This window comes from Streptomyces sp. HUAS ZL42 (assembly GCF_040782645.1).
Taxonomy (GTDB): Bacteria; Actinomycetota; Actinomycetes; order Streptomycetales; family Streptomycetaceae; genus Streptomyces.
Window position 1 is genome coordinate 1,028,026 of record NZ_CP160403.1, and the last position, 13,899, is coordinate 1,041,924.

Below are 13,899 nucleotides of genomic sequence, written 5' to 3' on the forward strand. Positions count from 1 at the left end.
GTTCGGTGAGGGGGGTCAGAAGGCGATCTGCATGACGGCGTCGTCGCCCTCGAGGGGGATGCCGGCGGACACCGTGAACTTGCTGCCGTCCAGGACGTCGGTGGCGATGGTCGTCCAGCTCCGGCCGACCTTGGTCCAGCGGTTGCAGGTGCCGTACTTCGCGAACTTCACGCAGGCGTCCACGTAGTCCGCGGTTCCGCTGATCACGCGCATGTTGATGTCGTGGCAGCGGCTCGTGGTCCAGTACGGGCCGAAGTCGACTGCGTCCCCGTAGCGCACCGTGACCGCCCCGCCGTAACAGGTCGTCGCGGCCGTGGCGGCCGAGGCGGAGGTGGGCGCCGGAGCGGTGAAGCCCAGGGTGACGAGCAGTGCGACGAGGGACGCGCGTGCGAACCGGATGGTCATGGGGGTCCTCCTTGGTCCTGCCGGGATCAGCGGTTGGCCAGACGGTCCAGATCGGCCTGGGAGCCGTTGAACACGTCCGCGGTCGCCGGTGCCTGGATGCCCGGGAAAAGCGCGGCGTCGGTGTACTGCCACATCGCCCAGGTCGTCGAGCCGTTCGGCAGCGGTGGCCGGCTGATCGACTGGCGGTAGTCCGCGAGTTGCAGCGGATACCGGGCGAACGCGGTGGTCGAACCCAGGCAGTCGTCAAGGAAGGACTTCTGGGTGTAGATGATCGGAGTGCGGCCGAAGGCCGCCTCCACCCGGTCGAGCCAGGCCTTGGCGTCGGCCACCGTGCCGTAGGTGGGACAGCGTCCGCTGCCGTCGTCCATGCGTTCCAGGTCGAAGACGGGCGGCAGGTCGCCCGCACGCTGTCCGGTGTAGCCGGTCGCTCGTGCGGCGGTGATGAACCGGTCGGCCTGCGCGGTACCCGTGTCGGGCGACGTGCCCGTGTAGAAGTGGTAGGGCGCGACGGCCAGCCCCGCCGCCCTGGCCGCGGGGAGGTCGGTGGCAAGGTATTCGTCGGTGACGTTCAGGCCCCGGGTGGCCTTGACCGTCGCGAACTCGACACCCGAGGCCCGTACGGCCTTCCAGTCGATCGGTGCGCCGCCGGGGTGCTGGTACTTGGCTGTGTCCAGGCCGTCGATCGGGTATCCGGCGGGGCGCGGTGGTGTGCAGTACGTGTTGCGGCCGGCCCAGTCCACCAGTTTCGCCCAGGTGTTGGGTCCCACGACCCCGTCGGCGCTGAGGTTGGCGCAGTGCTGGAGCTCGATGACCCGGCCCTCGGTCCCGCCCCCGAAGTTCCCGTCGATGGCCAGGGGCGGATAGTGGAACGGCTCCATGGCCAGGTTCAGACGGCACTGCAGTTCCTTGACCTCAGTGCCCGTCACACCCCGACGCAGCGTCGGGCGTGCGTCGGTGTGGCCGCACACGGTCGTCTGCGCCGTGCTCGACGTGCCCTGGTTCGCGCAGGAGTGCGGCCCCGCGGCCCAGGTGTTCAGCGCCGCCCAGGTCTGCGGGCCGAGCACACCGTCCACGTCCAGCCCGGCACACCGCTGGAACTCCTTGACACGCGTCTCCGTCGCCGGCCCGAACGAGCCGTCCGCCGCGATCGGCGTGTAACGGCTCGGCTTCGTCGCCAGATTGAGCTCGCACTGCGCCTCGACCGTCGAGTCCCCCGTCGATCCCCGCTGCAGCGTGGGCTGTGCGCTCGTATGCCCGCAGACCGCGACGGCGGTGGCTGCGGACTCCGCCGCCTGCACCACCATGGGCCCGTACAGGGGCAGGACCGCTGCCACGGCGAGGGTCAGACCCCGCAGAAGCGTCCTCTGTCCCATCTGGTGTTCCCCCTCATGTGAGTGGCCGGGAGCCCCCGGCACGGATCACGCTGGCAGCGGGTTTCCCCGAAGTGGATCCTCCTGCCCCGGATTGGGACGCCGGGACAGTCACGCGCCTGTGACCTGCGGGGACGGATCACCGCTGGGATGAACATGGGATACGGACGACGGCCCTCGACGATGGGCGGAGGCCGTCGTGGTCGAGGCAGGCCGCCCGCCGGGTCAGCCTCGGGTGCGCCTCAGGTCGCAAGTCGGTGGGCAAGAGATGTGTGACACCGCAGGATTGGAGCTGTGACAGCTCGTGGTTTCGACGTGGACACCTTCTTGCGGCAGCCGCTCACCGCTCGCCTCGCCACCGATGGGCCCACGGTGCGCCCGGTCTGGTTCCTCTGGGAGGACGGCGCATTCTGGGTGCTGACGGGTCCGTGGACCCGGTTGTTCCACCGTGTGAAGGACGATCCGGGCGTCGCGCTCGTGGTGGACGAATGCGATCTCGTGACGGGACGCGTTCAGCAGGTGATCGCCCGGGGGCAGGCTGAGCTCGTACCGTTCGACGTGCCGAGAGGGCGGCGCAAGCTGGCCCGCTATCTGGGAGCGGACGAGGCTCTGTGGGATGAACGGTTCGTGCACTACCTGTACGACGATCCGAGCGAACGAGGCACGATGTGGCTGCGCTTGACGCCCGCCTCACTCACGGCCCAGGACCTGAGCTACTCCGTCGCCCGTAACGTTCTGTGAGACTGTGCGGATGGAACTCCATGTGTCCCACATCGTCATGGACTGCGCGGACCCGGAGCGGCTCGCGGCATTCTGGTCGGACTTCCTCGGCGTACAGATCAAGACGAGATGGAGGCAGTACGTCCTCTTGGAGCCCTCCCGAGACGGCGCCTCGGCACTTGCCTTCCAGCGTGTCGGCGAGGCCAAGACGGGCAAGAACCGCGCGCACGTCGATCTGACCGTGCCGGATCTGGAGGCGGCGACACGTCACGCCGTGAGTTTCGGCGCCGTCGTCATCGACGAGACGACCGAAGACGGTGTCACCGTACGGGTCATGGCCGATCCCGAAGGGAACGAGTTCTGCCTCGTCCGCCTTCCGCCGCACGAGGGTACGTCTTCACAGGTCACCTCGTGATGGACTGGTCGAGAAGATCCGCACCGGGATCTCCGACTGCGGACCTTCTCGACAGCGCGTCAGCTTCCCAGTGCCCGCTGCACCACGAGCTTGGCCTCGTCCTGGACCTGACGCAGGTGGTCGGGGCCCCGGAACGACTCCGCGTAGATCTTGTACACGTCCTCGGTGCCCGAGGGTCGGGCCGCGAACCACGCGTTCTCGGTGGTCACCTTGATGCCGCCGATGGAGGCGCCGTTGCCCGGCGCTTCGGTGAGTACGGCGGTGACCGGCTCCCCGGCGAGGGTGTCGGCGCTGACCTGTGCCGGGGACAGCTTGGCCAGGAGGGCCTTTTCCTCTCGGGACGCCGGTGCGTCGATGCGGGCGTAGGCCGGTTCGCCGAAGCGTGCCGTGAGCGCGGCGTAGTGCTCGGACGGTGTCTTGCCGGTGACGGCCGTGATCTCGGAGGCGAGCAGGGCCAGAATGATGCCGTCCTTGTCGGTGGTCCACACCGAACCGTCCCGGCGCAGGAACGACGCTCCGGCCGACTCCTCGCCTCCGAAGCCGAGCGATCCGTCGACCAGTCCGTCCACGAACCACTTGAATCCCACCGGCACTTCGACCAGTCGGCGGCCCAGGTCGGCGGCGACCCGGTCGATCATGCCGGACGACACCAGCGTCTTGCCCACGCCCGCACCCGCGGGCCACTCCTTGCGGTGCCCGTACAGGTAGGAGATGGCGACGGCAAGGTAGTGATTGGGGTTCATCAGGCCGGCGTCCGGAGTGACGATGCCGTGCCGGTCGGCGTCGGCGTCGTTGCCCGTCGCGATCTGGAAACGGTCGCGCTGCTCGATCAACGAGGCCATCGCATGCGGCGAGGAGCAGTCCATGCGGATCTTGCCGTCCCAGTCCAGCGTCATGAAGCGCCAGGTCGGGTCGGTCAGCGGATTGACCACCGTCAGGTCGAGGCGGTGCTGCTCGGCGATGCGCCCCCAGTAGGCCACCGAGGCCCCTCCGAGCGGGTCGGCACCGATCCGTACGCCGGCCGTCCGGATCGCGTCCAGGTCCAGCACGTTCGGCAGGTCGGACACATACGAGTCCAGGAAGTCGTAGCGTGCGGTGCCGGGTGCGGCGAGCGCCCGGGTGTAGGAGACGCGCCGTACGTCCTTCAGGCCGGCTGCGATGATCTCGTTCGCCCGGTCCTGGATCCAGGAGGTCGCGTCGGAGCCTGCCGGACCGCCGCTGGGCGGGTTGTACTTGAAGCCGCCGTCGGCAGGCGGGTTGTGCGAGGGGGTCACGACCACGCCGTCCGCCGGCCCGGAGGTGCGGCCCCGGTTGTGGGTCAGGATGGCGTGCGAGACCGCCGGGGTGGGCGAGTAACCGTCCGCGGTGTCGATGAGCACCGTCACGTCGTTGGCCGCGAACACCTCCAGCGCGGTGACCCTCGCGGGCTCGGACAGGGCGTGCGTGTCCGCTCCCAGGAAGAGGGGGCCGTCGGTGCCCTGTTCCGCGCGATACTCGCAGATGGCCTGGCTTGTCGCGGCGATGTGGTCCTCGTTGAACGCCGCCGCCAGCGACGATCCGCGATGCCCTGACGTGCCGAACGCGACGCGCTGCTCCGGCGCGGCCGGGTCGGGGTGCAACGCGTAGTACGCCGTCACCAGCCTGGCGACGTCGATCAGGTCCTCGGGTCCGGCCGGCTTGCCCGCTCGCTCAGAGTGCATGACACCCGCTCCTCGTGTCGATCACGCATTCACTCGCGACTATCTTCCCCCTTTCGGGGTGCGGGCCGCGCCGCGTGGCCGGCTCGGGCTCGGTCAGGTGGTCTTCCTGTCGGTGAACACCGTCAGGACGCGCAGGGCGGCCGCGCCGGTGTCCGTCAGCAGGCCGACCGCCGGCGTCGTCCACCGGTCCAGGATGCGCTGCACCTCCGGATCGACCTCGATGGTGATCCGGACGTATCTGGTTCTCAGCGTGGTCGCCCTGGGGGTATGGGGGCCCGGCTCCGCCTGACCGCGCAGCAAGGCCGCGCGGTAGTTGTCCTTGCGCTGGTTCATTCGCCTGCCTGACGTTTGAGGAGTTCGTTCGCGAGGTCCATGTAGGCGGTTCCCTGGACGCGGACCGGACCGCCGAACGACTGGGAGTACAGGTCGAGGCGGGCGATCTGGGTGTCGAGGACGTCGAATCCCCGTTCCGCGAGCACCTCCCGGGCGTCGGAGTCGGGACCGGTACGGGTGGTGCCGGGACGGTTGGTGCGGTTGAGCAACACCGCGGTGCGGGCCGGCTGCGGGCGAAGCGACTGCACATCGCCCATCTCGTTCTGGATGGGTGCCATCCGGTCCAGCTCGATCGGGGCCGGGGTCACCGGCACGATCCACTCGTTCGCATGGCGCATGACGCTGCGCGCGATGCGGGCGTGATCCTCCAGCTGCGGGGCGTCGAGCACCACGGCCTGCCGTCTTCCGAGGAAGTCGTCGACCCGGTGGTGCACGTCGCCGACGGGAAGGGCGATCACGGGAAAGGGAAAGCCGCCGGCGAGCTCGCTCCAGCGCAGCGCGGAGCCGGCCGGGTCGCTGTCGACCAGCAGCGGGGGCAGTCCCAGCTCATTCAGCGCATGGGCCAGCCAGACAGCGCTGGTCGTCTTCCCGACACCAGGCTTCAGATTGATGAACGCACAGCTCAGCAACACGTCCGCCACCGTATGGAGTCCGGCCGGTCCGCGCTGCCCGGCACGCGGGGCGGGTCCACGGGTTCACCCGAGCCGCACAACGACGAGTTCCGATGTGACCCCTGCGCCGAGTCGTGCTCAGCCCTTGACCGCAGAGCTGGCCACTCCTTGGACGAACCAGCGCTGGAAGAAGGCGAAGACCACCAGCACGGGCAGGACGAGCAGGACACCGAAGGCGAGGATCTGACCCCAGTCCGGGGGCTGCTGGCCCTGGAAGACGCTCATCTCCAGGGGGAGCGGGCGTGCGGCGGGGTCGGAAACCATCAGGACCGGCCACAGGAACGAGCCCCACTGGGTGAGGAAGGTGAGGATCGCGACCGAGGCGAACACCGGCTTCGACATCGGCACGATGATCGCGAAGAAGGTGCGCCAGGGGCCCGCGCCGTCCAGCCGGGCGGCCTCCTCGATGCTGGGCGGGATCGTGCGGAAGAACGTGTGGAACTGGTAGACCGAGAAGGCGTTGGCGATGAACGGGATCGCCTGGATGTAGATCGTGTTGCGCTGGTCGTTGAACATGTAGAAGAGCGGTACGGCCACCGACTCGAAGGGCACCAGCATCAGCAGCAGGACGAGCGTGAAAAGGGCTCCCCGGCCGCGCCACTTCAGCCGTGACATGCCGTACGCCGCCATCGAGTTGACGAAGAGGCCGCCGGTCACGACCACGAACGCGACGAGTAGCGAGACACCCATGAAGCGCCAGAAATAGCCGGTGCTGTCGGAGTTCAGGGCGTCGAGGACGTGCGTGTAGTTGTCGAAGGACAGGTGGGTGGGGAGGAATCCGCTCAGGCCGTTCAGTACCTGGTCGGAGGGCTTGAGGCTGCCGAGGAGGAGGTAGAGGACGGGCAGTACGAAGATGAAGGCGAGCACGCTCAGGACGGCGTAGTCGGCGAAGCGGCGCAGGGGCGCGCGGGTCGTGGCCATGGTGGGTTTCAGTCCTCGTTGTCGGGCCGGACGACGCGGCGCTGGATGAGAGTCAGGGCGACGACGATCAGGAAGAAGACGACGGTGATCGCGGACGCCTGGCCGATGTTGTTCTGGTCGAAGGCGGTGGTGACGGCCTGGTACATCACCGTGCGGGTGGCGTCCTCGTCGAGACCGCCGCCGTGGACGAGGACGTAGACCTGGTCGAAGACGCGGAAGGCGAGCACCGAGGTGAGCATGGCGACGAAGACGAGGGTGCCGCGGATGCCCGGCAGGGTGACGTGACGGAACTGCTGCCAGCGGGAGGCCCGGTCGAGCTCGGCGGCCTCGTAGAGCTCGCCGGGTATCTGCTGGAGGCCGGCCAGCAGGATGACCATCTGGAAGCCGACGCCCTGCCAGACGGACAGCACGATGATCGACGCCATGGCGGTGGCGGCGTCGCCGAGCCAGTCGAAGGCCCCCCAGTTGCCGAAACTCACCGCGTGCAGCGCGGAGTTGAGCAGGCCCTGGTCGCTGCGGGCGAGGATGAGACGCCAGATGACGGCGACCAGCGTCATGGGGAAGACGACCGGCATGAAGAACAGGGACCGGAACAGGCCGATGGCCTTGAGCTTGCGGTTGAGGAGGATCGCGAGGGCGAGCGCGAGGCCCGTCTGGAGCGGTACGACGACCACGGCGAAGGTCAGGTTGTTGAGCAGCGCCCGCAGGAACGGGCCCGACAGATCCGGGTCGGTGAACAGGCGCCGGTACTGCTCCACGCCGAAGAAGGACGGCGCGAGCGGGGAGCCCAGGCGCACGTTGTAGAAGGAGAGGACGACGGCGTAACCGAACGGGATGCCGACGAAGGCGATGAGTCCGGCGACGGCGGGCGTGGACATGAGCAGTCCGTGCAGCCAGTCGCGGTTCCTGGGCTTTGAACGCGCCGGCCGCGCGGGCTGCGCTGAGGTCACGGGCGGGCCTTCTTCCCTGCCGGAGGGCGCGGCGTGCGCGGGTTCCACGGTCTTCACGGGGAGTCCTGTTCCCGGCCGGGAGGGGCCCGCCGTCGTACGCGTCATACGCGTCGCAGGCGAGCCCGCCCCGGCCGAAGCGTCCTACTGGATCTTGTAACCGGCGTTGTCGGAGAAGTCCTGGTCGATGGCGCGGGCGGCCTTCTCCAGGGCGCTCTTCGGGTCGGCGCCGCCATAGACGGCGTTGAGGGCCTCACTGAACTTGGCGGTGACCGTGGGGTATCCGGCGGTGAGCGGGCGGGTCACGGCGACGCAGGTCTTGGTGATGTCGCTGTCGCCGCAGGGCTTGGCGAGCTGGTCGGCGTAGAGCTGGAGCGGGCCGCCCTGCTTGTACAGCTCGCTCTTGGCCAGTGCGGTCCTGGTGGCGGGCGGTGCGCCGTTGGCCGTCGTCATCGCGGTGACGTTGGCGTCGTCGAGGAGGTAGTCGAGGAAGGTACCGGCGGCCTTGCCGTTCTTGGAGCCCGCGCCGATGCCCCAGGCCCAGGAGCCCTGGCCGGTCTTGGGGCCGTTGCCGAAGTCGGGCAGCGGCAGCACGACGAGGTCGTCACCGAGGGCCTCGCTGTAGGTGGGGTACATCCAGTGGCCGACCCAGCTCAGCGCCACCCGGCCCTTGGCGAACGCGTTTCCGTCGGTGTTGGAGTCGACGTACGTCTTCCAGGACTGGAAGGTCTTCATCGCCGAGACCACGGCCGGGGCGTCGAGCGCGCCTTCCGCCTTGCCGTCCTTCAGCAGCGAACCGCCGGCCGACCAGACGACCGGTGCGAAGCCGTACGTGCCCCACTCGTTGGCGTAGCCGTTGTTCTCCTGAAGGTCCAGGCTCTTGCGGTCGGAGTCCTTGGCGGCCAGCTTCTGCACGGCCGCGGTGAACTCGGCCGCGGTCCAGTCGTCGGACAGACCGGTGGGGTACTTCACCCCGGCCGCGTCCAGCAGCTTCTTGTTGCCGTATATGCCGAGCCCCGAGTCGTACATGCCCAGGCCGTAGTGCTTGCCGTCGATCTCGCCCTGCGCCTTGGCGGCCGGGGTGGCGTTGGACATGGTCTTGACGGAGACGTAGTCGTCGATCGCGGCGAGCTTCTTGTTGTAGACGAAGTTCGCCATGGTCGGGCCGTCGAACTCCATCACGTCCGGCAGCTTGGAGGCGTCGGTGGCGGTGATGGTCTTGGTGTAGTCGTTGCCGGGGATCAGCTTCAGCTCGACCTTGATCTTGTCCTGGGAGGAGTTGAAGGACTTCACCGCGTTCTGCAGGGCGGCGTCCTCGCTCTTCTGGCCCTGGTGGGCCCAGACGCTGATGGTGCCGCTGCCGCTGCCGGCGTCGGCGGAGGTGTCGCCGCCACTGCCGCCGCCGCAGGCGGCCAGTGCCGCGAGCGGCAGGACGAGAGCCAGGCCCGTACAGGCCATGCGGCGGTACCTTCTGGTGGTCGAACTCATGGTGCGTGCCTCCGTGCGGTGCGAGGGTTCGAAGTGCGCTGGTGCTGTCCGGTGTGGGGTTGTGGGGCTCAGGGGCCTGACAGGGCCTCGTGGGTTGCCGGGATCGGTCACTCGGGGCCTCACCGGCGCGGCGGGGCGGTGGTCTCGCGCAGGACGAGACGGATGGGCATCTGCACATGCCTGGGCGGCTCGGTGTCCGGCTCGTCGAGCTGTCGCAGCAGCAGCCGGGCGGCTTCTGCGCCCTGACCGGCGACAGGCTGGGCGACGGTGGTCAGCCCCAGCACGTCGGACAGTTCGTGATCGTCGAAGCCGACGACGGACACGTCGTCCGGAACCTTCAGCCGGTGGCGCCGCAGGGCGCGCAGCGCACCCATCGCCATCTCGTCGGACTGTGCGAACACGGCCGTCGGTGGCCGGGAGGCGGCCAGCAGTTCGGTCATGGCCCGCTCGCCGCCCTCGACGGTGTAGTCGCCGTCCGCCTCCAGCGCCGGGTCGTGTGCGATCCCGGCGTCGGCCAGCACGTCGAGGTACGCCTGACGGCGCTTGACGGGCGTGGTCCAGTGCAGCGGTCCGCTCGCCCCGCTGATCATGCCGATCCGGCGGTGGCCGAGGTTCACCAGATGCCGTACGGCGCTTTCCGCGCCGGCCCGGTCGTCGATGCCGACCACGGTGAAGCCGGGCCTGGCGTCGCCGACCGTGCCGGCCAGCGGCACCCCGAGTGAGCGCAGCGCGGCGGACTCCTCCTCGTCGGGGATGAGCAGCGACAGCACGGCGTCCACGCGCTTGCGGACCGGCATCCTGGTGAAGAAACGCTTGCGTGTCTCCGGCGATCCCAGGTTGTACAGCAGGACGTCGTAGCCCGCGGCACTGAACTCGCGCTCGGCGGCGTCCAGCACGGTGCCGAAGAACCAGCGGCCCACGTACGGGACCACGACACCGATGGTGAAGGTGCGTCCGCTGGCCAGGCTGGACGCCGAGCGGGACGCCGTGTAGCCGAGCTGTGTGGCGACGGCCGTGATCTGTGCCCGCACCTCGTCGGAGACGCCCGGCCGGCCGCGCAGGGCGCGGGACACGGTGGACGCTGAGACTCCGGCGGCGCGGGCGACATCGGTGATGCTGACGGTCACAGCACTTTTCTCCCGTCGGTTTCACGTCGGTGTGATCTGTGGGTGACGTGACCGTAAACCCGACCTCGTTGTTGCGCAAGCGTTTGCGTTCGGTTTTACTAGGGCCGATTCTTAAGTGAGACCTTTGAGGTCACTGGTCAGCGCACGCGTTTGAGCGCTGCGAGCCGACAGGAACTGTGCATGCGATACGCCCCGCCCGGCCTCTGCGTGAACGACTTCGCCCTGCTCCGCGACGGCGACGGCACCTACGCGGTGTTGCATCTGCAGGGCCCGTGGACGGCCGAGTTCGACCATCTGCGGATGGAGACCTCCTACGGCCGGGCCACCTCCACGGACCTGGTCGCCTGGCGGCCCGAGGGCACCGCCTTCGGCAACGGGCTGCCCGGCCGGTTCGACCAGCAGGCGGTGTGGACCATGCACCCCGTCCCGTACGGCGACGGAATGGCGATGTTCTACACGGGCGTGAGCCAACTGACCGGGGGCGGCTGGCCGTTGCAGTCGGTCGGGCTGGCCTACTCCGATCGCACCGACGGCACCGGCTGGCGGCGCCATGGCACCGGACCGGTAGTCGAGGCGGACGCCCGCTGGTACCGCACCGGAGAACGCATGGGATGGCGCGACCCGTTCGTCGTACGCGACGACGAGTCGGACGGCTGGGTCATGGTCGTCTGCGCCGCCGACGCCTCCCTGCCCGTCGAGGTCAGCGGCTGTGTCGCATGGGCGACGTCCGACGACCTGGAGCACTGGACGGTGCATCCACCGCTCATCTCACCCGGTGACGTGGACGAGTTGGAGTGCCCGGTCCTGGAACGCCTCGACGACGGCAGCTGGCTGCTGCTCGGCTCCATAGGAGCCACCCGCGGCTTCGAGGCATGGACCGCCCCCCGACTGCGCGGCCCCTGGACCCGCCGTGGTCCCCTCGGCCCGACCGGCTCCTACGCCCCCCGCGTCATCGCCGCTCCCGACGGTTCCCGTGTCGTCCTGCACACCACCCCCCGCCGCGTCGATCTCACCGACTCCGGTGAGCGCTGCCGCGGCATGCTCGCCCAGCCCAAGTCCCTTGTCGTCCCGGACGGTTCGGCGCCGCGCCTGGAGTGGTGGCCCGGCCTGGACAGCTGGCTGGGCGAGGAGACCGAGCAGCCCGGTCTGCACGCGGTCGGCGACCTCACCCTCTCCGCCCGTGTCGAGATCACCCTGCGCACGGACGCGCCCGGGAGCGGCCGCCCCGCCCTCGTCCTCGGCTGTGACGGCAAGAACCTCTGGGTCACCGGCCCCGACGGCGGTCGGCTCGGCGAGACCGTCCTGACCGAGCCCGCCGCGACCCTGCGCATTCTCACGATCGGCGAGTACGTCGAGGTCTACGCCGACGACGTCTTCGTCCTCACCACCCTGTCCTACTCGGGCCACCCCGCCCCGTGGACGGCGGTCTCGGAAGGACGCACCCACACGATCCCGGTCCGCCCGGTCCGCCTGCCCGATCCCAGCCGCGACGACGCCTCCGCCGTATGGCCGGGACCGGCGTCGAACTGAACGGCGGTTCCGACCGCTCCCCGGAAGCAGCGCCGAACCCAGGCGCGCCAACTGCTCGCCCCGGCCATGCCCTGCGGCAGGCCGGGGCGAACGCCCCTCGATGCCCTCAGGTGTCCTGCCCATGGCGTGCCAGGAGTGGTTCCTGCTGGGTCCCGCTCGGGTGCAGGTTCCACGCTTCGACGGTGAGGTCGGTCCGGCCGGCGCCGTCCGTGGTGTGGGCTTGCAGCCGCCATGGTCCGTCGCCGGTCGGACAGAACCTGATCGTGAGCACCTGGCCGGAGGCCACGTAGATCTCCGCGATCGACCGATCGACCGATCGACCGATCGACCGATCGACCGATCGACGATGACACGGAGTTCGACAGGTGTGCCTGGGCCGCCGGCGACTGGCAAGGGACGGTGCCGTTGGGGCCGTCAATCGCGGATGCGGCGGCGTTGCCGACGTTGTGCGTCCACGGGGTCAGCGTGTTGCCGTCGGCGCCCGACGAACCGGTGCCGCCACTGCTGCCCACCGCAGCCTGCCACCAGCACCGCAGCGGCAAGGGCGGCTATGCTCGACATCGCGAGGCGCCTGGTTCTCGATTCCACCTGGGTTCCTCCAATTTCACTGGGCACGGTCCTGGCAGACCGTGCCGGCGGCCGATGCTGACAGCCGCCTGTATCGGTGGTGCTTCGCCGTTCCGGGGTCAGAGTCGGGGCGGCGAAGCTACCGATGCCCCTACCACCAGCAGACAGGGCAGCATTTCCTGGGCAGCCGGACCGGGCTCCTGGCCCAGGGCGCCCACGAGCGCGAGTATCCGTGCGACAGCCCTTGCCCGTACCGCTGATCCCGGACCTGGGCCGCCTGTGGTTTCCCATGCCCCTCCCTGACGGCCCATCAGAACCCAGGTAATTCCAAGGTTCTCACAGCGTTTCTTTTCATCGGGCGGCGGGAGCGCAAGGCTCAGGCTCGCGCGGCCGAACACCTCGGGAAGAATCCGCCAAGGCCTGGTCGACGAGCAGAAGTTCGGGGTGGCAAGTGTCGATTTCGCCTGCCCGCCGATCAGCGGCAACCGCGTACGAGAGCAAGACGGGAGGCGGCGTGTACCCGGCGTCTTCCCATCCGTCAAGTCCCGAGCCCTCGGAACATGACCTGACCAGGCGATCCGGGCCTACTTGAAGTGCGGGCCTCACCGGAAACACCGGAAAGAGCAGGGCCCCGGGCACACAAAGAGTGCCTTTCACTTCAGGAGGAAACATGAACCGCATCATGCGAAAGCCCGAGTCCCAGGACGCCCGCCCCAAGCGTCGGCTGGGCGTGGCGACCGCAGTGGCCTCGGCCGTGGTGGTCGCCGGCGGCGTCATCCTGCCGGCCACCGCCGCCACCGCCGCCCCGATGTCCGAGCAGTCCGCGGCGACCATGGCCCCGGAGCATCAGCAGAAGAAGACCAAGAACTACTGCTGGAGCAAGCACCACAACAAGCACAAGAAGAACAAGAAGCACAAGAAGTACTACTGCTGGGGCAAGCACTACAAGTGGTACTGGGACGACCACTACGACTGCTACTACATCGTGAAGCACCACCACAAGTGGTACTTCTGGGACAGCTACAACGACTACCACTACTGGGAGAACCACCACGACAAGCCCTGGGACCACAAGGACGACGACCACTGGAAGGACGAGCACGAAGCCAAGGAGGAGAAGAAGGAGGAAGACAAGAAGGAGGAAGACAAGAAGCCCGACCACGGCAAGAAGCCGGACGACAAGAAGCCCGAGGAGAAGCCGGACGACAAGAAGGCCGAGGAGAAGCCGGCTCCGGCCGACCCGGCCCCGGCCGACCCCGCTCCGGCCGACCCGGCCCCGGCGGACCCCGCGCCCGCTGACCCGGCTCCGGCCGACCCGGCCCCGGCGGACCCGGCCCCGGCGGATCCCGCTCCGGCGGACCCCGCTCCCGCTGACCCGGCCCCCGCCGACCCGGCCCCGGCCGAGCCCGCACCCGCCGAGCCTGCCCCGGCCGTGTAGGGCGCCACCGGCGAGGACGGTCACGGCACTGAGTCCATCGACCAGCCCTCGCCAGGGGCCGGACGGGTCCCTGACGCCCGGCCCCGCGACACCCCTCGCGACGGGGTGGAGGTCCACCTGGGCCTCCACCCCGTCGCCTTCTTCCACCTCCACGCCCAGAAAGGAACCCGGGGAGCCAGAGCCATGAGCACCAACCCGCCGCCGTCCGACCGACCCACGGGACCCCCTGCAGGACCCGCAGGACCCGCAGGTCCTCCGTCGGGACCC

General features: G+C 69.2%; 14 protein-coding genes. 4 read left to right on the forward strand and 10 right to left on the reverse strand.

Annotated features, from left to right (window positions below; genetic code table 11):
• Positions 1–15 precede the first annotated feature (15 nt).
• On the reverse strand, positions 16–405 hold the full coding sequence (locus ABZO29_RS04905; RefSeq protein ID WP_367318878.1) for a hypothetical protein: 390 nt from the start codon (positions 403–405) through the stop codon (positions 16–18).
• 26 nt (positions 406–431) lie between these two features.
• Positions 432–1,778, reverse strand: a complete 1,347-nt coding sequence (locus ABZO29_RS04910; protein WP_367318879.1) for a GH25 family lysozyme — start codon at positions 1,776–1,778, stop codon at positions 432–434.
• Positions 1,779–2,069: 291 nt separating this feature from the next.
• On the opposite strand from ABZO29_RS04910, the gene ABZO29_RS04915 reads away from it, so the two are divergent.
• Complete coding sequence (locus tag ABZO29_RS04915) at positions 2,070–2,516, forward strand: pyridoxamine 5'-phosphate oxidase family protein (RefSeq protein WP_367318880.1); 447 nt, start codon at positions 2,070–2,072, stop codon at positions 2,514–2,516.
• Positions 2,517–2,526: 10 nt separating this feature from the next.
• Positions 2,527–2,910, forward strand: a complete 384-nt coding sequence (locus tag ABZO29_RS04920) for a VOC family protein (protein WP_367318881.1) — start codon at positions 2,527–2,529, stop codon at positions 2,908–2,910.
• A 59-nt stretch (positions 2,911–2,969) separates the two neighbouring features.
• On the opposite strand, the gene pgm is transcribed toward ABZO29_RS04920, so the two are convergent.
• From pgm to ABZO29_RS04955, 7 genes are all read right to left on the reverse strand, one after another.
• Positions 2,970–4,610 carry a phosphoglucomutase (alpha-D-glucose-1,6-bisphosphate-dependent) gene (gene pgm / locus ABZO29_RS04925; RefSeq protein ID WP_367318882.1) on the reverse strand — a complete coding sequence of 547 codons (1,641 nt, stop codon included), beginning with the start codon at positions 4,608–4,610 and terminating at the stop codon, positions 2,970–2,972.
• Between the two features lie 93 nt (positions 4,611–4,703).
• Positions 4,704–4,943: a hypothetical protein gene (locus ABZO29_RS04930; protein ID WP_367318883.1), complete on the reverse strand. Its 240-nt coding sequence runs from the start codon at positions 4,941–4,943 to the stop codon at positions 4,704–4,706.
• Positions 4,940–5,575: an AAA family ATPase gene (locus tag ABZO29_RS04935; RefSeq protein ID WP_367318884.1), complete on the reverse strand. Its 636-nt coding sequence runs from the start codon at positions 5,573–5,575 to the stop codon at positions 4,940–4,942. The genes ABZO29_RS04930 and ABZO29_RS04935 overlap by 4 nt, the downstream gene beginning before the upstream one ends.
• 117 nt (positions 5,576–5,692) lie before the next feature.
• On the reverse strand, positions 5,693–6,535 hold the full coding sequence (locus ABZO29_RS04940; RefSeq protein WP_367318885.1) for a carbohydrate ABC transporter permease: 843 nt from the start codon (positions 6,533–6,535) through the stop codon (positions 5,693–5,695).
• Between the two features lie 8 nt (positions 6,536–6,543).
• Positions 6,544–7,485: a carbohydrate ABC transporter permease gene (locus tag ABZO29_RS04945; RefSeq protein WP_367318886.1), complete on the reverse strand. Its 942-nt coding sequence runs from the start codon at positions 7,483–7,485 to the stop codon at positions 6,544–6,546.
• A 141-nt stretch (positions 7,486–7,626) separates the two neighbouring features.
• The gene (locus tag ABZO29_RS04950; RefSeq protein ID WP_367318887.1) at positions 7,627–8,970 is read right to left on the reverse strand and encodes a sugar ABC transporter substrate-binding protein; all 1,344 of its coding nucleotides are present in this window, start codon (positions 8,968–8,970) and stop codon (positions 7,627–7,629) included.
• Positions 8,971–9,089: 119 nt separating this feature from the next.
• Positions 9,090–10,097 carry a LacI family DNA-binding transcriptional regulator gene (locus ABZO29_RS04955; RefSeq protein ID WP_367318888.1) on the reverse strand — a complete coding sequence of 336 codons (1,008 nt, stop codon included), beginning with the start codon at positions 10,095–10,097 and terminating at the stop codon, positions 9,090–9,092.
• A gap of 180 nt (positions 10,098–10,277) precedes the next feature.
• Between ABZO29_RS04955 and ABZO29_RS04960 the strand changes: the two genes are divergently transcribed.
• A complete protein-coding gene (locus ABZO29_RS04960) occupies positions 10,278–11,627 on the forward strand; it encodes a mucin-1 (RefSeq protein WP_367318889.1) in 1,350 nt (449 codons plus the stop codon).
• Between the two features lie 106 nt (positions 11,628–11,733).
• On the opposite strand, the gene ABZO29_RS04965 is transcribed toward ABZO29_RS04960, so the two are convergent.
• Positions 11,734–11,913 carry a hypothetical protein gene (locus tag ABZO29_RS04965; RefSeq protein WP_367318890.1) on the reverse strand — a complete coding sequence of 60 codons (180 nt, stop codon included), beginning with the start codon at positions 11,911–11,913 and terminating at the stop codon, positions 11,734–11,736.
• A gap of 951 nt (positions 11,914–12,864) precedes the next feature.
• Here ABZO29_RS04965 and ABZO29_RS04970 point away from each other — a divergent pair.
• A complete protein-coding gene (locus ABZO29_RS04970; protein ID WP_367318891.1) occupies positions 12,865–13,632 on the forward strand; it encodes a hypothetical protein in 768 nt (255 codons plus the stop codon).
• Positions 13,633–13,899 lie beyond the last annotated feature (267 nt).